Annotated in this window: 14 protein-coding genes; 7 read left to right on the top strand and 7 right to left on the bottom strand. The window is 72.7% G+C overall.

All coding sequences use genetic code 11. The features are described 5' to 3' along the window. Positions 1-22: 22 nt before the first annotated feature. Positions 23-1,927 (bottom strand): alpha/beta fold hydrolase, encoded by a 1,905-nt coding sequence (locus ACFWY5_RS26440; RefSeq protein ID WP_379635011.1) that lies wholly within the window; start codon positions 1,925-1,927, stop codon positions 23-25. 25 nt (positions 1,928-1,952) lie between these two features. On the opposite strand from ACFWY5_RS26440, the gene ACFWY5_RS26435 reads away from it, so the two are divergent. Beyond that, positions 1,953-3,116: a pyridoxal phosphate-dependent aminotransferase gene (locus ACFWY5_RS26435; protein ID WP_379635009.1), complete on the top strand. Its 1,164-nt coding sequence runs from the start codon at positions 1,953-1,955 to the stop codon at positions 3,114-3,116. 10 nt (positions 3,117-3,126) lie between these two features. Here ACFWY5_RS26435 and ACFWY5_RS26430 read toward each other — a convergent pair whose 3' ends face one another. Further along, the gene (locus ACFWY5_RS26430; RefSeq protein WP_379635007.1) at positions 3,127-4,050 is read right to left on the bottom strand and encodes a LysR substrate-binding domain-containing protein; all 924 of its coding nucleotides are present in this window, start codon (positions 4,048-4,050) and stop codon (positions 3,127-3,129) included. Between the two features lie 117 nt (positions 4,051-4,167). Here ACFWY5_RS26430 and ACFWY5_RS26425 point away from each other — a divergent pair, with 117 nt between their 5' ends. After that, on the top strand, positions 4,168-4,719 hold the full coding sequence (locus ACFWY5_RS26425) for a peroxiredoxin (RefSeq protein WP_379613558.1): 552 nt from the start codon (positions 4,168-4,170) through the stop codon (positions 4,717-4,719). Next, complete coding sequence (locus ACFWY5_RS26420) at positions 4,716-5,252, top strand: carboxymuconolactone decarboxylase family protein (protein ID WP_379635005.1); 537 nt, start codon at positions 4,716-4,718, stop codon at positions 5,250-5,252. The genes ACFWY5_RS26425 and ACFWY5_RS26420 overlap by 4 nt, the downstream gene beginning before the upstream one ends. 55 nt (positions 5,253-5,307) lie before the next feature. On the opposite strand, the gene ACFWY5_RS26415 is transcribed toward ACFWY5_RS26420, so the two are convergent. Continuing rightward, complete coding sequence (locus ACFWY5_RS26415; RefSeq protein ID WP_379613554.1) at positions 5,308-5,460, bottom strand: hypothetical protein; 153 nt, start codon at positions 5,458-5,460, stop codon at positions 5,308-5,310. Between the two features lie 120 nt (positions 5,461-5,580). On the opposite strand from ACFWY5_RS26415, the gene ACFWY5_RS26410 reads away from it, so the two are divergent. Together ACFWY5_RS26410 and ACFWY5_RS26405 are read left to right on the top strand one after the other, a co-directional pair. Continuing rightward, positions 5,581-9,384, top strand: a complete 3,804-nt coding sequence (locus ACFWY5_RS26410; protein WP_379635003.1) for a PQQ-binding-like beta-propeller repeat protein — start codon at positions 5,581-5,583, stop codon at positions 9,382-9,384. Continuing rightward, positions 9,381-10,646 (top strand): hypothetical protein, encoded by a 1,266-nt coding sequence (locus tag ACFWY5_RS26405; protein WP_379635001.1) that lies wholly within the window; start codon positions 9,381-9,383, stop codon positions 10,644-10,646. Before ACFWY5_RS26410 ends, ACFWY5_RS26405 begins: the two co-directional genes overlap by 4 nt. Here ACFWY5_RS26405 and ACFWY5_RS26400 read toward each other — a convergent pair. Genes ACFWY5_RS26400 through ACFWY5_RS26385 form a run of 4 tightly spaced genes read right to left on the bottom strand, consistent with a single transcriptional unit; the run spans position 10,633 to position 15,990 of the window. Next, complete coding sequence (locus tag ACFWY5_RS26400; RefSeq protein WP_379618724.1) at positions 10,633-11,715, bottom strand: aromatic acid exporter family protein; 1,083 nt, start codon at positions 11,713-11,715, stop codon at positions 10,633-10,635. The two genes, ACFWY5_RS26405 and ACFWY5_RS26400, sit on opposite strands and share 14 nt — an antisense overlap. Positions 11,716-11,760: 45 nt before the next feature. Continuing rightward, positions 11,761-12,711, bottom strand: coding sequence for a hydroxyacid dehydrogenase (locus ACFWY5_RS26395; RefSeq protein ID WP_379634999.1), 951 nt, complete (start codon positions 12,709-12,711; stop codon positions 11,761-11,763). Positions 12,712-12,728: 17 nt separating this feature from the next. Further along, positions 12,729-13,388, bottom strand: coding sequence for an alpha/beta fold hydrolase (locus ACFWY5_RS26390; RefSeq protein ID WP_379634997.1), 660 nt, complete (start codon positions 13,386-13,388; stop codon positions 12,729-12,731). Then, complete coding sequence (locus ACFWY5_RS26385) at positions 13,378-15,990, bottom strand: tetratricopeptide repeat protein (RefSeq protein WP_379634995.1); 2,613 nt, start codon at positions 15,988-15,990, stop codon at positions 13,378-13,380. Before ACFWY5_RS26385 ends, ACFWY5_RS26390 begins: the two co-directional genes overlap by 11 nt. Before the next feature lie 74 nt (positions 15,991-16,064). Here ACFWY5_RS26385 and ACFWY5_RS26380 point away from each other — a divergent pair, with 74 nt between their 5' ends. Both ACFWY5_RS26380 and ACFWY5_RS26375 read left to right on the top strand, forming a co-directional pair. Next, positions 16,065-16,979: a carbamate kinase gene (locus ACFWY5_RS26380; RefSeq protein WP_379634993.1), complete on the top strand. Its 915-nt coding sequence runs from the start codon at positions 16,065-16,067 to the stop codon at positions 16,977-16,979. Next, positions 16,980-18,071 (top strand): ring-opening amidohydrolase, encoded by a 1,092-nt coding sequence (locus tag ACFWY5_RS26375; protein WP_379634991.1) that lies wholly within the window; start codon positions 16,980-16,982, stop codon positions 18,069-18,071. Positions 18,072-18,124: the final 53 nt, after the last annotated feature.

The raw sequence follows: 18,124 nt of genomic DNA, 5'->3' as shown, positions 1-18,124 counted from the left end.
GCGTCGAGCTCTCTGATACGCGTTACAGGAACCAGGCAAACCACCATACGAGGAACCCGCCGCCCACCACGAGGGCGACCAGGTGCGGCCACAGTCTTCGCGCCGGTCTCGCCTCGATGGCCCACACCGCCGCCGCCACGCTCAGGGCCACGGCGCCCACGGCCAGCCAGCCGTACACCTCGACCGAGGCCGGTACGCCGACGGCCAGGGCGGTCTCGTTGGTGGTGAGCAGGCCGTACACCGACTGCACGGTCAGGCCGACCGCCGCGAGACCGGTCAGTCCCGCGAACGCGCTCAGCCCCCGCCCCCGCACCCCGCCGCCGACCAGCTGCACGAGCGCGACCAGCGCGAACAGCACCAGCGGCACGGCCAGCCACGGCGCGAGCATGATCTGGTACGGCGCGCCCGTCACCAGCATCGACCCCGGCGCGAACCGCTCAAGCGCCGCCCGGCTGGGGACGCACGGCTGACTCCAGGAGCCCGGGGCCTCGACGAACGCCGCGATCGTCTGGCGGCCGCAGGTGGTGGCCATGGCCAGGAAGACCGCGTGGCCCACACCCGCGAACTCGACGAACGTGGCGCCCGGCAACTCGGCGGCGGCCGGCTTGCTGGTCCTGGGCGGCGTCGTGGGATCGAACTGCCCACCCAGCACCAGCACCGGCACCCCAACCCCCTGAACCCTCCGCCCGGCACCCGCGCCCGCAGCCGTGGTGCTGGGTTGACCTGCTCCCACGTCAGCCCGCGCGGCCGCGGTGCGCTGGTGGGCGGGCGTGTCCGACCCTGTGGCCGCCGGGTCTGCCTGACCGGAACCTGTGCTGGTCTGCTCAGGTGTCGTGTCCCCGGTGCCGGTTGGAGGAGAGGGGGGCAGGTTCCAGGCCTGGCAGACGGCCTTGTCATTGGTCACGGTGAAAAGCCGCGAAGAATCAGGAAATTTCGCCTCATCCTGGCATTGGACGGCGTGATAAAGGCCGAACTCATGCGACGTCAACCCCCCGCCCACCGCATCGGCCAGCGGGCGCAGCAGTTCCTCCCGCCCCGAGGCCAGCGCGTCGATCAGCGCTGGGGCCACCGCCACCAGCTCCGACTCGTGCAGCGCCTCGGCCAGGACGGTCGCCACGTCGTCGCCGCTCATCCGCGCCGTGAACGGCTCGCCGAGCAGCGGATCGGTCGTCGGCACCAGGGCGGGAGCCCGGTTGTAGCGCGCCACCATCGCCTCGAACCGGTCCTTCACCCCCAGCGCCGCCACCGTGTCGGCCAGGTTGCGGTCGGCGTCGCGGTACCAGTCGACCTTCTCCGGCAGGTAGGAGTCGAGGATCATCGCCCGCACCCCGCCCGGATCGGCCTTGGCCGCCTCCACCATGACCCGCGTGGAGTAGCTGACCCCGAACAGGTTCCAGGTGGGGTAGCCGAGCTTCTTGCGCAGGTCGACCACGTCCGCGACGATCTCGCGCGTGGTGTAGCCGCGCAGGTCGACGCCGCGCTCGGCCAGCCGCTTGCGGCAGGCGACGGCCCCGGTGGCCACGCCCGCCGCCCCGGTCTCCGGGCGGCGCAGCCGGTCGAGCATGGCCTCGACGGTCTCGGGGCAGGTCAGCCGGGGCACGGAGTACTTGCCGCCGCGCTGCTCGATCGTGACGACGTCGCGGTCGGGGAACAACTGGCTCAGGAACCCGGTCAGCTGCAACGACGACGAGGCGGGCCCGCCGCCCATGTAGACGACCGGGTCGGGCTTGCGGGCGCGATCCTGCGAGCGGTGCACGGCGTACCCGACCTTGACGGTACGGCCGGGCGCGTCCCTGCGTTCGGGAACCTCAAGGAACCCGCAGGTGGTGCCGGTGGGAACGGGAACGGGACAGGCGTCGGCGGCCCGGACGGCGGCGGCCGGAGGGGGAACGCTCAGAGCGAGCGCGATCACGACCCTGATGATCACAGGTCGAGCCTAATAGTCTGGGGCCGTGACGGAACCCCTTGTATCCAGGATGCGCGCCTTCGGCACGACGATCTTCGCCGAGATGAGCGCGCTGGCCGTGCGGACCGGCTCGATCAACCTCGGCCAGGGCTTTCCCGACACCGACGGCCCGGCGGCGATGCTCGACCGGGCGGTGGAGGCGATCACGGCGGGCGCGAACCAGTACCCGCCGGGGCCCGGTGTGCCCGATCTGCGGCACGCGGTCAGCGAGCACCGCGCGGCCCACTACGGCCTCGGCTACGACCCCGACGGCGAGGTGCTGGTGACCGTCGGCGCCACGGAGGCGATCGCGGCGAGCGTCCTGGCGCTGTGCGAGACGGGGGACGAGGTGATCGCGTTCGAGCCCTACTACGACTCCTACGCCGCCTCGATCGCGCTGTCCGGAGCCCGGCTGGTGGCGGTCACGCTGCGCCCGGCCGACGGCCGTTTCACCTTCGACCCGGACGAGCTGCGCGCCGCCGTCACCCCCCGCACCCGCGCCATCCTGGTCAACTCCCCGCACAACCCGACCGGGACCGTCTTCACCCGCGCCGAACTGGCCGTCATCGCCGAGCTCTGCCAGGAACGCGACCTGATCGCGATCACCGACGAGGTCTACGAGCACCTGACCTTCGACGGCGTCGAGCACATCCCGCTGGCCACCTTCCCCGGCATGCGCGAACGCACCGTGATGATCTCCTCGGCGGGCAAGACGTTCTCGGTCACCGGCTGGAAGACCGGCTGGGTGTGCGCGCCGCCGCCGCTGGTCGGCGCGGTGCAGACGGTCAAGCAGTTCCTCACGTTCACGGCGAGCGCGCCGTGGCAGCTCGCCGTCACCTACGGCCTGCGGCACGAGCTCGACTGGGTGGCGGCGCTGCGGTCCGGGCTCCAGGACAAGCGCGACCGGCTGATGGAGGGGCTGACCTCGGCGGGCTTCGAGGTGTTCCGGCCGGCGGGCACGTACTTCGTGCAGACCGACATCCGGCCGCTGGGCTTCACCGACGGCCTGGAGCTGACCCGCCGGCTGCCGGCGCTGGCGGGGGTGGTGGCCATCCCGACCCAGGTGTTCTACGACCATCCGGAGCGTGGCGCGCACTTCGTCCGGTTCGCCTTCTGCAAGAAGGACGAGGTCATCGACGAGGCGGTGGCCAGGCTCAAGCGCCTGCCGTGACCACGCGGGGTCAGGTGACGATCTTGACGGGTAGCCGGCGCTGCCGTACCGCGCTCCTGACCGCCTTGGCGAGTTGCGCGTACTCCGCCGCCCGTGCCGACGATCCCCGGTAGGCCAGGCCGATCGTGCGGCCCGGCGCCGGGGCGGCGAAGCGGCGCAGCGCCAGCCGTACCCTCTTGCCGGTCTCCACGGGCACGGCCGACTCGGGCAGCAGCGTCACGCCGAGCCCGCCCGCGACGAGCTGCACGAGCGTGGGCAGGCTGGTGGCGTAGGTGGTGGCGGTGGCGCGCGCGCCGACCTCCCTGCAGACGTCTATGGCCTGCTCGCGCAGGCAGTGGCCCTGGTTGAGCAGCACGATGTCGAGGCCCTTCAGCGCCGCGCGGCCGAGCGGCTCCTCGCTCGCCGCGAGCGGATGATCCTCCGGTACGGCCAGCAGGAAGTCCTCGTCGTAGAGCGGCTCCTCGACCAGCCCGTTCACCTCGGTGGGCAGCGCGAGCAGCACCATGTCGAGCCGCCCCTCGCGTACCTCTTCCAGGATCGTCTCGGTCCTGGCCTCGTGCACGGTGAGCTTGAGGTGCGGGAACCGCCTGGCGAACATCGGCAGCAGCGCGGGCAGCACGTACGGCGCGACGGTCGGGATGACGCCGAGGTGGGCGGGCCCGCGGAAGGGTTCGCGGTTCTGGGCCACCTCGCCCATGAGGTCGTCGACGGCGGCCAGGACGCGCCGCGCGTGTCCGGTCAGGCGTTCGCCGGCGGGGGTGAGCAGTACCTTGCGGGTGGTCCGCTCCACGAGCTGCTGATCCAAAACCTCCTCCAAAGCAGCGATATTTCCGGACAAAGCGGGTTGGCTGATCCGGAGCGTGCTCGCCGCCTCCCTGAAGTGGAGATGCTCGGCCACGGCCAGGAACGCGCGCAGCTGAGCCAGGGTCGGCATGGGCTCACTGATAGGGAACACCTCTCAGATTGGTCTGACTGAGCGATTTCTCAGATCAATGCTAGCTGCGGGACGCTAGGGCCCCTGACCTTCACCTTCATCCAAGGAGACACGCACTTGCTCACCGTCGGTGACCACTTCCCCGAGTACGAACTCACCGCCTGCGTCGACCTCGACCCCGAGAAGGCGTTCGCGGAGATCAACCACAAGACCTACGAGGGCAAGTGGCGCGTGGTGTTCTTCTGGCCGAAGGACTTCACCTTCGTCTGCCCGACCGAGATCGCCGAGTTCGGCCGGCTCAACGAGGAGTTCGCCGACCGTGACGCCCAGGTCCTGGGCGTGTCCGTGGACTCCGAGTTCGTGCACCACGCCTGGCGCAAGGACCACGAGGACCTTCGCGACCTGCCGTTCCCGATGCTGAGCGACATCAAGCGCGAGCTCTCCGCCGACCTCGGCATCCTCGGCTCCGACGGCGTCGCCCAGCGCGCCACCTTCATCGTGGACCCGAACAACGAGATCCAGTTCACGATGGTGACCGCGGGCTCGGTCGGCCGCAACGTCAAGGAGGTCCTGCGGGTCCTGGACGCGCTGCAGTCCGACGAGCTGTGCCCGTGCAACTGGAACAAGGGCGAGCGCGGCCTCGACGCCAAGGCGCTGCTGGGCGCATGAGTATCGCCGCGCTGAAGGAAGCCCTGCCCGCCTACGCCAAGGACACCAAGCTCAACCTGGGCTCGGTCACGACCACCTCGTCGCTGACCGGCCAGCAGCTCTGGGGGGCGATGCTGGCGTGCGCGCTGGCCGCCCGGTCCGGCCGGGTCATCGCCGAGGTCTCGGAAGAGGCCGCGCGGAACCTGTCGGAGGAGGCGTTCACGGCCGCCAAGGCCGCCGCCTCCATCATGGCGATGAACAACGTGTACTACCGGGCCACGCACCTCATCGGTGACGAGACCTACGCCACGCTGCCGGCCAAGCTCCGGATGACCGTCATCGGCAACCCGGGCGTGGACCAGGCCGACTTCGAGCTGTGGTGCCTGGCCGTGTCCGCGATCAACGGCTGCGGCCGCTGCCTGGAGTCGCACGAGCAGGTGCTGCGCGGCTCCGGCCTGCCCCGCGAGCAGATCCAGGAGGCCCTGCGCGTGGCCGCGGTGGTGGCCGCCACCGCCGCGACGCTCGAGGCCGAGGCGGCGCTGGTCGCCGTCTGACCACCCGCCTCACGACCGGGACGCCCGCGACGGGCGTCCCGGTCGTCGGCGGCCCTCACCCCGCGCCACGCCGCGTACGCCCGCTCCAGAGCCGGCTGGACGAGTGGCGTTCCCCCGCCAGCAGGTAGGCCGTGCGCATGAGCCGCGGCCGGCGGCTCGTCACGAACCCGTGGAACTCCTCGTCCAGGGTCGCCTCGCGATCCCCCAAGCGTGCCGGATCGTCGCCTCGCCCGTGAGATGAACGTCCGGTGGGAGCGCGGTGAATTATCCAGGGCGGTTGGATAATGCCTCTTCTCCGCCAGAGGGGACGCTGCCTACGCTGCCGAACATGTCTAGACAATTAACGTCATTGTGGCAAGCCATCGTGCTGCTCCTGGCGGTCGCGGCAGGGGTGGCGCTGTGCGCAGGCCCGGCCTCCGCGCACCTGACCCGGCAGCACGCGGAACTCGTCGTGGCCACCTCGGAAGGGGTGACCAGCGGACGGCTGATCGTCCACCGCGACGTCGTCAGCCCCGAAGGCGCGGGCGCGTGGGCCTCCGCGCTGCTCCCCACGCCCTGCCCGGTCAGCGCCCACGGCGTCTCGGGTGACGGCGGCGGGGTGCCCGGGGGAGTGGTGGTCGAGCTGGCCTGGTCGTGCGCGGTGGACGCGCTGGACCTGGCGCCCCTGCTGGATCGGGGCGGGTTCACCGAGGTGATCGCCGAGTTCGACGGCACGGCGGCCAACGTGAACGCCGCCGCGCCGGTGATCGACGTGACCGGCGCGCACGCTCCGGTCCGCGCCGTGTGGCCGGTCGTCGTGGGCGTGCTGGCCGCTTTGGCGATGCTGGCGCTCCTGGTGGTGGTACTGCTGCGCCGTACCGGAAGGGGCGCCGCGGCGACCACCGGACGGGATGCCGGCGGACGGCGGACGTGGCGGAGCAGGGCGGCGATCGCGGTCGCCGTGAGCGTCGCGGTGCTCACCCCGCAGGCGGCCATCGCCGCGAGCCCCGAGCCCGCACCGACCTCCACAGCCGAGCGGCCCGCAGCCGAGACGCGGGCCGCCGAGACGCCCGGTGCAGGGACGACGGCCGAGGCCACGCCCGCCGGGGAGACTCCCGACGGCGAGAAGGCGGCGCCGGAGGCCACGCCCACGCCGAGCCCGAGCCAGAGCCCGAGCGCGAGTCCGGGCAGTGCGGACGCGGCGGCCGGGACGCTCAAGTTGACCACGACCGACCCCAAGGCCGGTCAGCCGGTGACCTTCGGCTACTCCACCGACAGGGTGAACGCCCTGAACTGGATCGGCATCTACGGACCGGGCGAGAAGCCCGGCGTGGTGGCCTCGCGCGTGTGGGTGCGGGCGCCGCAGGGTTCCGGCACGGTCTCGATCCCCACCACCGCGCTCGGTGAGGGTTCCTGGACCGCGTACTTCATGTTCAACGACGGCTACGAGTCGCTGAGCGACCCGGCGACGTTCACGCTGGCCGGGGCGAGCGCCGACATCGTCACCGTCACGGGCACGGTGTTCAAGGACCGCAACGGTAACGGCGCCAAGGACCGCGGCGAGGCGGGCTTCCCCCGCGTGTCCGTGACCGACGGCGCCAACTGGGCCACGACCGCGGCGGACGGCACCTACAGCATCCAGGTCGACCGCAACCGCCGCGAGACCGACATGGTCTACGTCGTCTCCCCCGACGGCTACCAGCCGGTGCTGCGCGAGGACTACATCCCGCGCTTCTTCCGCCAGCTCGACCAGCAGACCGGCGTCGACTTCGCCCTGGTGCCCACCAAGGCGGCGGCCGACCCGAAGGAGAAGTGGCTCATGGTCTCCGACGTCGAGGTGGGCAACCGCACCGACGAGGAGTACCAGAACGCGGCTCCGCGCTGGACCGGCCAGGTCAAGGCGATGTCCGAGGTGGACGGCGCCACGCTGACCATCACCACCGGCGACCTGACCGTCACCGACTACGCCGACGCCGCCCGCCGCCAGGGCGGGTACGACCTGCTCAGGAACGGCCTGCGCGACGGCAAGCTGGGACACCCGTTCTACCCGGTGATCGGCAACCACGACGTGGGCGGCACCGCCACCTCCGTCGGGTACGGCGGCAGCCTGGAGTACTGGCGGCGCAACGTCGGCCCCGAGTGGTACAGCTTCGACCGCGACGGACGGCACGTCGTCGTGCTGGAGGACAACTACGACACCCGCGGCCTGGCCCCGCAGCTGCAGTGGCTGCGCGAGGACCTGCGCAGGCACGCGGTGGGCAAGCAGGTGTTCGTGTTCGCGCACCGGTCGCTGTTCACCCGCTGGGGTCCGGGCGCCGGGATGCAGCCGACGGTGGACGAGCTGGCCAAGTACGACGTGCGGATGTTCGCCGCCGGGCACAACCAGCAGGCCGAGTACCGCCGGGGCGCGTTCGCCCGCTCCGTCGAGGTCAACAACATGGGCATGTACGGCATCGACGCCGCCCGGCCCGACTACAAGATCCTCGACTTCAGCGCGATCACCGGCAGGGACAAGGGCTACGTCACCGGCGTGCACCGCCAGTTCGGCGTCAACGACGACGTCTCGCTGGTGAGCCCGGCGACCGGCAGCGTCCACGGCAAGAAGGCGGGCGTACCGCTGGAGATCTACGCCGAGGACGACGGCCGCACCCCGTCCAGGGCGGAGCTGACCGTCCGGGCCAAGAACGGCAGGACCGTCTGGGAGCGTGAGCGCCTGCGCTTCGGGGAGGAGACCCGGCCGAGGGGCATCGTCAACTGCTACAAGGGCGAGTCCTGTCCGCGGGCGCACGTGTCGTGGACGCGGGTCAGCGACCGGATCACCGGCCTTCACCCGGGCTCGTACACGGCCGAGCTGACCGTCAGGGACAGCAAGGGCAGGCCGTTCCCGAAGGTGCGCACCACCTTCGAGGTACGGCCGGACTCCCACGTCTCGCGGCCGGAACCGAAGGGCGACTGGCTGCGGCAGGGCGGTGACGAGCAGGGCCGCTCGGCCTCCACCGACAACCCGGGCGCCGCCCTGGATCTGCGGTGGGCGGCGAACACGGGTGAGCAGTTCCACCTCAACGGGGCCGCCGTCTCGGGTGGCAGGGTGATCGTCGCCTCGCAGGCGTTCGCCTCGCCGTACAGCATGATGCTGGCCTACGACGCGCGCACCGGGCGCGAGCTGTGGCGCACCTATCTCGACGGCGACGCCGAGTCCTTCCCGACCGTGCACGGCGGCAAGGTCTACCTGACGACCGGCGTCGGGCGCGTCTACGCGCTGGACGAGCGGACCGGCAGGGTGGCGTGGGAGACCATCGACGCGGAAGAGGTCAAGCAGGGCACGGTGCGGCGTTACGGCCGGGCGGGCGGGCCGGTCAGCGTGTTCGACCTGCCCGACGGCCGCGCGGTCGCCGTCTACCACGAGTGGGACGGGGTGCGCTGCCGCGACGCCCGTACCGGCGAGCGGCTGCCCGGCGGCTTCAACGCGCCGGTCGCGTGGGGCGAGTTCCACAGCACCGCGATCAGGAAGCCCGGCTCGACCACCGCGTGGCTGCACTCGGGCTCCAGCCAGTCGCTGATCTCGATGGACCTGGCCACGTGCAAGCAACTGTCCAGCGTGGACACCGGGGGCGACATCTTCTCGCAGTCCTCGCCGGTGTTCAGCGAGTCCGGGCTGGTGACGACGACCGCCACCGGCACGCGCGGGCACGGCGCCGACGGCGCGGTGCGCTGGCACGCCAAGGTGGGCACGGCCGCGGTCTGCGAGTACGGCCCGCCGCCCGTGACCAGCCCGGCGACCTGGGGCGACCTCGCCTATGTCGCCAGTCAGGACGGCATGGTCCGCGCCTTCGACGGCACGACCGGCAAGACGTTGTGGGAGACCCCCACCGGCTACCTGCCGGGCGAGAGCCCGATGGAGGACCCGTGGCGTTCCGGCAGCTCGTGCAAGGCCAACGGGCCCGGCTCACCGGCGGCGCACGCGCTGGCCACCGAGACCACGGTGTACGCCGGAACCTGGGACGGCCGGGTCGTGGCCCTGGACCGGGCGACGGGACGGCAACTGGCCGCCTACGACCTGGGCGGCGGGGTCGCCTCGGCGCTGTCGGTGAGCGGGAACACGGTGTTCGCGCTGAGCGACGACGGGTCGTTGCACGCGCTGGCGGCTAGATGACCAAGGGATTGGCTCGCCTGCTCGCGGTCGCGGGCGCGGTGGCGCTGATCCTGCTGGGGGCGGCGGGCCCGGGGTGGGCACACCCCTTCGGCCCGCCGCCCGTGGCGAAGATCCGCGCCGACGGCCCGGCGGTCGAGATCACCTGGTCGGCGGCGGCCGACGACATCGCCGCGCTGACCAAGGCCGTGCCCGCCCTCGACGGATATTTCCGGCGTGGGGTCACGGTGCGGCAGGGCGCGGCCGACTGCCCGGTGACCGAGGTCCGCACCGAGGCGCTGGCCACGACCGGCGCCGTGCTGCGTTTCCGCTGCCCGCGGGCGGCCGACGAACTGCGCGTGGGCGTGACGCTGCTGCACGACCTCAACGTCGCCTACCGCACGGTGTCGGTCACGCCGTCGGGCTCGGGCGCGCTGCACACCGCCGACGAGCCCGCCCATCCGGTACGGCTCAGCGGCACCGCCGCCACGGCCGCCTCCACGTCGTTCACCACGGACCTGCCGTCGCTGATCGACCGGTTCCTGCCGCTGGCGCTGCTGGTGGCTCTGGTGGCGGGGGCGGCCCACGCCTGCGCTCCGGGGCACGGCAAGACGCTGACCGCCGGCTACCTGCTGGGCGGCCAGGCCAGGCCCATGGACGCGGTGCGGCTGGGCGGCGTCGTGGCGCTCATGCACACGGTGTCGGTGGCGGTCCTGGCAGTGGTGTGGTGGCTGGCCGTGGACAACGCGCCCGACCTGGGCGCGGTGACCCGCTGGCTGCAGCTGGCCGGGGCGGCGGCGGTCCTGGCGGTGGGCGGCGGGCTGGTGTACCGCCACCTGCGCGGCCAGGGTGATGGCCACGGTCACGGTCATGGGCACGGTCACGGTCACGGTCACGGTCATGGTCATGGGCATGGGCATGGGCATGGGCACGGTCACGGTCACGGTCATGGGCATGAGGGGTCGCTGCTCACCCGGCGCGGGCTGGTGGCACTGGGGGTCTCCGGCGGGCTGCTGCCCTCGCCGTCGGCCTTCCTGCTGCTGCTGACCGGCCTGCTGTCCGGCCGGGCGTTCGTCGCGCTCGTGCTGGTCGCCGCCTTCGGGGTGGGGATGGCGCTCACCCTGTCGGCGGTCGGGCTGGCCGTACTGCGTGGGAGTGATCTTCTCGGTGCGGTGACAAGGCACCGCTGGACCCGCCACCTTCCCCTGGCCGCGGCGCTGCTGGTGCTGGCCGGTGGGATGGGCAGCACGGCGCTGGCCGCGGTGGAACTGGTCACGGCTGGGTGAAGTCCAGCGGGGGCAGCGCGGCCGTGGCCTCCTCGTTGCTGATGCCGGTGGCCTGGAGCAGGTCGACCACGATCGAGCGCAACTGGGCGAGTATCACGTCGGCGGAGAAGCCCAGCCGTTCCGGACGCTGGCGGGCGGCCACGGCGAGCAGGGCCTGCCGGGCGAGCTGGGGTTCGCGGCCCGCGCCGAGCTCCAGTTGCAGGAGCAGGGCCGCCTCGGAGACCTCGCGCAGCGAGTCGGCCAGCGTGGTCGGCGGCGGCGCGGTCTCACCGAGCGCGGCCAGCGTACGGCGGGCCAGCACGCGGGAGTTGCGCAGCGCGAGGTCCACGGGCACCGCGGCGCTCTCGTAGCGGCTCAGGCGGGCGCGGCGGTGCCAGTGCAGCGGCGAGATCGTGGCGATCTCCCTGCTGGTCTCCAGCGCCTGCTCGAACTCCTCGATCACCGCCTGGGTGCCGCGCGCCTCCTCCAGCGCCTCCGCGGCCAGGTCCGCGTCCCGCTTCTCGATCGCCTCCGCGCACTTCTCCAGCACCGTGGACAGCGCGTCGAGCACCCCCGAGGCGTGCTTGGCGGCGATGGCGAAGGGGCTGGCGGGCAGCAGCGCCACGGCCGCGATGCCGACCACGCCGCCGGTGAGCGCGTCGAGCATGCGGTCCAGGCCGCCGGTGTCGCCGGGCGGCAGCAGGGTGGCGACCAGCACGGCCGACGACCCGGCCTGCGCGACGAACAGCGTGCCGCTGTTGAGCAGCACCGCCGCCGACATGGCGAGGCCGACGACCAGCGCGATCTGCCACGGTCCCGAGCCGATCGAGGCGACGAGCAGGTCGCCCACGCCGACGCCGAGGCTGACGCCGACGACCAGTTCGATCACCCGGCGCAGCCGCTGCCCGAGCCCGACGCCGACGCAGATGAGCACGGCGATGGGCGCGAAGAACGGGCGGGCGTGGCCGAGGAGCTGGGTGGCGATCACCCAGGCCAGCGCCGCGCCGACCGAGCACTGCGCCACCGAGGGAGCCATCAGCCCGAACGTGCGCAGCCGTTCCCGCATGTGCTCGCCGAGCTTCGTACCCACTCTCCCTACCTTCGCGGATCTTTGTGACATTAGGGTCACGCCTGATCAGCCCATTCTGGACAGCATCTCCGCGGTGACCTCGTGCTCCAGGGGTAGCCCGGCGGCGAAGCGGCCGATCTCGCCGATCACGATGTCGCCCAGCCGCCGGTAGCACTCCACGGTGCCGGCCGCCCGGTGCGGCGTGAGCAGGACGTTCGGCAGCCGCCGGAACGGGTGATCGGTGGGCAGCGGCTCCTCGTCGAACACGTCGAGCGCCGCGTCGAGCCGCCCGGTACGCAGCTCCGCCAGCAACGCCTCCTGGTCCACCAGCCACGAGCGCGCGGTGTTGACCAGCACGGCGCCGTCCGGCATCAGCGCCAGCTCGCGCGCGCCGATCATGTGCCTGGTCTCGGGCAGCACCGGCGCGTGCAGCGCCACGACCATGCTCGTGGACAGCAGTTCGTCCAGGCCGACCGAGCCCTCGTAGTACGGATCGTGCACCGCCACCTCGGCGCCCAGCGCGCGTACCAGCTCGATGTAGGCCCGGCCGGTACGCGACGCGCCGACCACCCCGATCCGGCAGCCGAGGATCTCGTGCCGGGGCGGCGCCTCGGAGGCGGCGGCCCACTCCGCGCCGGAGCGCATCGCGTGGTCGAAGCGCTGCAGCCGGTACAGCGACGCCAGCGTGAACGCCAGCGCCGCCTCCGCCACCGACCTGGCCATGCCCGCGCCCGCCTGGGTGACCCGGACGCCGCGGGCCCACGACTCGCCGGTCACGAACGGTTTCACCGTCGCGCCCGTGTGGGCCAGCAGCCGCAGCTCGGGCGCCAGGTCGAGCAGCTCGCGTCCCAGCGCGGGCGCGCCCCAGCTGGTCACCAGCACCCGCGTGCCGGGCAACGCGGCGGGCAGGTCGGCGTGGTCGTCCACGAGGTGGACGTCGCCGAGTGCGAGCAGCCGGTCGAGGTCGGGGAAGAACTGGGTCCGAAGGGCAGGGGAAGCGCTTACCGTAATCCGCATGCCTCAGCACTCTACGATCAGGCGTCCAGGAACTCCTCGACGGCCTCCAGGAAGGCGGCGCGCGCGTCCCTGTGGATCAGGTGGCCGACGTCGATCGTGACCAGTTCGGCGCCCGGGATGAGCTCGGCCACGGGCTCGGCCCTGATCTGGCTGCTCGGCCCGCCCGACAGCACCAGCGCCGGCACGGCCAGCCGCGTGAGCCCTTCGGCCCACGCCGGGTCCGGGTCCACGAACTGCCGCTCGGTCTGGAACACCATCTCCCAGTCGAACCCGGTGGAGTCGTCGCGGACGGGCGCGGCCCGCCCGGTCATGGGCAGGGGCGCGCCCGGATCCTCCAGCACGAGGCGCTCCACCAGCTCGGGATGGCGCATCGCCAGGTGGAAGGCGACCATCGCCCCCAGAGAGTGCCCCACGATCACGGCCTTGCGCCCGTCGAGCAGGGCGGCGACGTCGCCGGCCATGTCCGGCAGCGCGTAGTCGCCCGGGTACGCGCTGTCGCCATGCCCGCGCAGGTCGGGAGCCAGCACGTGGTAGTGCCTGGCGAAGTGCTGGATGATGCCGTTCCAGTCGTTGTGGTTGGCGGTCCTGCCGTGGATCAGCACCATGAGGGGAGCGTCGGCCGGGCCTTCCTCCCGATAGACGATTTTCAACCCGTTCGCAGTGGTCTCACGCATCATGCGGTGACTCTACCGACGCCTGCTCCCGCACGATCTCCATGGCCAGACGCTGGTCCTCCAGCGCCTCCTCCCACCGGCCGAGCAGCGTGAGCGCCCGGCTCCGCCCGGCCAGCGCCACCTCGTAGCGGGGCACCAGGCCGGTCGCGCGGGTGAAGTCGGCCAGCGCCCGCTCGTACTCCCCGCGACCCAGCCGGATGCTCCCCCGCCTGCACAGCGCCCAGGCGTAGCGCGGGGCCAGCTCGATGGCGCGATCGAGGTCGGCCAGGGCCTCCTCGGTCCGCCCGAGCGCCTCGTGGCTCTCGCCGCGCGAGGCGATCGCCCAGGCGTGGCCGGGCTCGAACTCCACGGCCCGCGACAGGTCGGCGACCGCCTCCGCGTGGCGGCCGAGGTCCTGCTGGACGACGCCGCGGTGGGCCAGGGCCCAGGCGTCGTCCGGCTCCAGCGCGAGCGCGCGGTCCAGGTCGGCCAGGGCGGCGTCCGGATCGTTCGTGAGCCAGCGGGCCCGTCCCCGCACGGTCAGCGCGAGCACGTCGTCGGGCACCAGCGCCAGCGCCCGGTCGAGGTCGGCCAGCGCGTCCGCGCGACGCTCGCGCGTCAGGTGGATGAACGCCCGGTGGGTCAGCGCCGCGCACGAGGAGGGATCGAGCCCGATGGCCAGGTCGAGGTCGGCCAGGGCTTCATCCAGCCGGTCACGCAGCAGGAAGAACCGCCCCCGCGCCTTCAGCGCCCCCGCGTCGCCCGGCTCGGCCGCGATCAGCAGGTCGAGCGCCGCGCGGGCCTCCTCGTGGCGCTCCAGGGACTCCAGGGTGTAGGCCCTGCCGAGGGAGACGAGCCGGTTCTCCGGCGCGAGCTCCAGCGCCCGGTCGAAGCAGGCCAGCGCCTCCTCGTGGCGGCGGGCGAGCCTTAAGGTCTCGGCCCGCCCGGCCAGCGCCTTGGCGTGGCCGGGGTCGAGCTCGATCGCGCGGTCGTAGTCGGCCAGGGCCTGCTCGTAGCGTCCCGCGTAGCGGTGTTCGCGCCCGCGCAGCCGGTGGACGTGCTTGCGCTGCTCCGCGGGCAACTCCCGCCGGCGCAGCAGCAGGTCGGCGAAGGCGCTCAGGTCGCAGCCCTCCGGCACGCTGTCCCGCAGCTCCCGTCCCAGCGCGGCCAGCCGGGCCGCGTCGGCGTCCACCCCGGCTGCCGCGAGGGTCTCGGCCCACCGGCGCGCGTGCGGGACGCCGTGCGCGCACGCCGCCACCCCCACCGTCAGCAGGCCGGGCAGCGCGGCGGCGGGGGCGGCGCAGGCGCGGTGGTAGCACTCCTCCAGCAGCCAGCCCTCCGCCCGCTCGTCGCCCCACGCCTCCTCCATCGGCACGGTGCGCCGCTCGCGGTAGACGGCGGCCAGCTTGGCGTGCAGTTGCGCCCAGCGCTGCGGGGAGCGGCTGCGGCTGAGGCCGATCATCGGGCGGCGCACGGTGTCGTGGTAGCGGCAGGTGCCGCCCTGGCGGGTCAGGAAGTCCTGGGCGTGCAGCCACGTGTACAGCTCGGCGGCGTTCTCGCCGGTCAGCGCCGCCACGATGTCCTCGTCGAGGCGGCGCGGCAGCGCGGCGTCCAGGGCGAGGGCGCGCCTGGCCGGGTCCCGCTCCCACTTCAGGAAGCGTTCGACCAGGCCGCTCGACGGGTCGAGGCGCGCGTCGCCCTCCGCGCGGGGACGCTCGCCGCCGCTCCGGTGCTGCCGGCTGAGCATGGCGACGGCCAGCGGCAGGCCGCCGCTCTCGCGGCAGATGGCCTCGACGGCGGGCTCGTCCACGACGCCCAGCTGCGCCAGCAACTGCCTGACCTCGACCTCGGTGAACGGCGTGAGCGGCATCTCGGCCACGACGCCCAGGTAGGGGTCCCAGCGGATCGGGTCGAGCGGGCGGCGTCCGGCGATGGTGATGATCAGGTCGGCGGGGGCCTCGCCGTACCGGCCGGTGAAGACGGCGCGCAGCCAGTCGTCCAGGTAGGCGTCCGTGACCTCGTAGGCGTCCAGGAACAGCGCCAGCGGGCGGCGCAGTTCGCGCAGGCCCTCCAGGAAGGCGGGGGTGAGTTCGCCGGTGGGCGGGCGGCCGCGCAGCTTGTCGGCGGTGGCCAGGCGCAGTTGGTTGACCCGCTCGGGGTCGACCGCCTTGGTGATCAGCTCGGCGCCGGGGACGAGCGTGTTCACCACGCCGGTGGTCAGCTCCGTCGCGGTTCTGGTGAGGGCGCCGGCCACGTCGCCGGCGGGCGGCTCGCCCTCGGGCCTGCGCTTGCGCTGGGCGGCGTGCTGCTGGGTGAAGCGCCTGAGCTTCGCGTCCTGCTCCTCCAGCTGTACGGCCAGCGCCGCCATGACCTCCACGGCGTCGTAACAGCTCTCGTCGGCCCCGGCGGTCAGCCAGCCGAGTTCGGCGGCGACCTCGCGCAGCCGGCCGAGCAGGGAGGTCTTGCCCACGCCGCCGGCCCCGTGGATGGAGAACAGCAGCCTGCGCTCTCCGGGCGGCCGGGTGAGGTTCACCCGGAAGTGGGCGAGTTCGCCGTCTCTGCCGATGAAGTCGGCTTTCTGGCGGCGGCGTACGAGATCCTGGAACGAACGAGGAGTGTCCGCCATGCCGTACATCTCATCACGACGTCGGCAGACATTGCCCATGAACGGCGCCGAGCGACTCGGCTAGCGTCGCCTGCGTGGGGGAACGGCTACTCATCGCACTCGGCGGCAACGCCATGACCGCCCCGGACGGCAGCGCGGCGCCCGATCACCAGCGCGCGGCGGTCGAGGAGGCGATGCGGCACGTGCGCACGCTGCTGGAGGCCGGCCACCGGGTGATCCTCACCCACGGCAACGGTCCCCAGGTGGGCAACCTGCTGCTGAAGAACCAGCTCGCCGCGGCCGTGGTGCCGCCCGTGCCGCTCGACTGGTGCGGCGCGCAGACCCAGGCCACGATCGGCGCCCTGATCATGAACGCGCTCGGTTCCCGCGTCGCCACCGTCGTCACCAGGACGCTGGTCGACCCCGCCGACCCGGGCTTCGCCGAGCCGGTCAAGCCGATCGGCCGCTACTTCACCGAGGACGAGGCGCGGCGCTTCGAGAAGCTCGGCCAGACGTGGCGGAGCTTCACCCGGGGATGGCGCCGGGTCGTGGCCTCGCCGGAACCGCTGGAGATCCTCGACGCGGGCGCGGTGACCACGCTCATGGACGCCGGGTTCACGGTCGTGGCCGCGGGCGGCGGGGGAGTGCCGGTGGTACGGCAGCCGGGCGGCGCCCTGACCGGCGTCGAGGCGGTGATCGACAAGGATCTGGCGGCGGCGCTGCTGGCGCGGGCCGTACGGGCGAAGGTGCTGATCATCGCGACGGACGTGCCGCACGCCATGATCGGGTACGGCGGGCCCGACCCGCGCCCGATCGGCCGGATTTCCGTGCCGGAGTTGCGTGTCCTGCACGCCGCCGGGCACTTCGCCGGGGGGAGCATGGGACCGAAAGTGGAGGCGGCGCTGCGCTTCGTCGCGGCGGGAGGGGAACGAGCGGTGATCACCTCGCTCCCCGAGATCGCCGCCGCCCTGGACGGAGATGTCGGTACACAAGTGGAGAAGGGGCAATAGATGCCGGACCCGATCGAGGTACGCAAAGTGCCGATCGAGAGCGTGACGGACGCCTCCGGGCTCGAACAGCTGATCGCGGACGGGGTGATCGAGGCGCCCCGGGTGCTCGCGGTCGTGGGCAAGACCGAGGGCAACGGCGGCGTGAACGACTACACCCGGATCCTGGCCGACCGGGCCTTCCGCGAGGTGCTGGAAAGGCACGGGCACCCGGCGCCGGACTCGGTGCCGCTGGTGTGGTCGGGCGGCACCGACGGGGTGCTGAGCCCGCACGCCACGATCTTCGCCACGACCGCGGCCGCGCCCGCCTCCGACGAGCCGCGCCTGTCGGTGGGCGTGGCCATGAGCGAGGTGATCCTGCCCGAGGACATCGGCCGCCCGGCCATGGTGGAGAAGGTCGCGGCGGGCGTACGCGAGGCCATGAAGATCGCCGGCATCGACGACCCGGCGGACGTCCACTACGTGCAGACCAAGACGCCGCTCCTGACGCTGGCCACGATCACCGACGCCAAGAGCCGCGGCCAGGACACCGCGATCGAGGAGACCGGCCCGTCCATGGACCTGTCGAACGCCACCACCGCCCTCGGCATCGCCGTGGCGCTCGGCGAGATCGAGATGCCCTCCGAAGAGCAGATCTTCCGCGACCTGTCGCTCTACAGCAGCGTCGCCTCCTGCTCGTCGGGCGTGGAGCTGGACCGGGCGCAGATCGTCCTCGTGGGCAACGTACGCGGCGTCGGCGGGCGCTACCGCATCGGGCACAGCGTGATGAAGGACGCCCTCGACGCCGACGGCATCTGGGCGGCCATCCGCGACAGCGGCCTCGACCTGCCCGAGCGGCCGCATCCGTCGGACCTGGGCGAGCGGCTGGTCAACGTCTTCATGAAGTGCGAGGCCGACCCGTCGGGCCGGGTGCGCGGGCGGCGCAACATCATGCTCGACGACTCCGACGTGCACTGGCACCGGCAGATCAAGGCGACCGTGGGAGGTGTGGCGGCGGCGGTGACGGGCGATCCGGCGGTGTTCGTGTCGGTGGCCGCGGTGCACCAGGGCCCGTCGGGCGGCGGCCCGGTGGCCGCCATCGCCGACCTGGGCTGATCCTCCCGGCACCCACCACGTTTTCATCGCTCAGAGACGCAAGCGTGCACGAA

Source organism: Nonomuraea sp. NPDC059007 (assembly GCF_042740555.1).
Lineage (GTDB): Bacteria > Actinomycetota > Actinomycetes > Streptosporangiales > Streptosporangiaceae > Nonomuraea.
The sequence above is the reverse complement of the archived record's forward strand: the minus strand, read 5'-3'. Positions and strand labels throughout refer to the sequence as shown.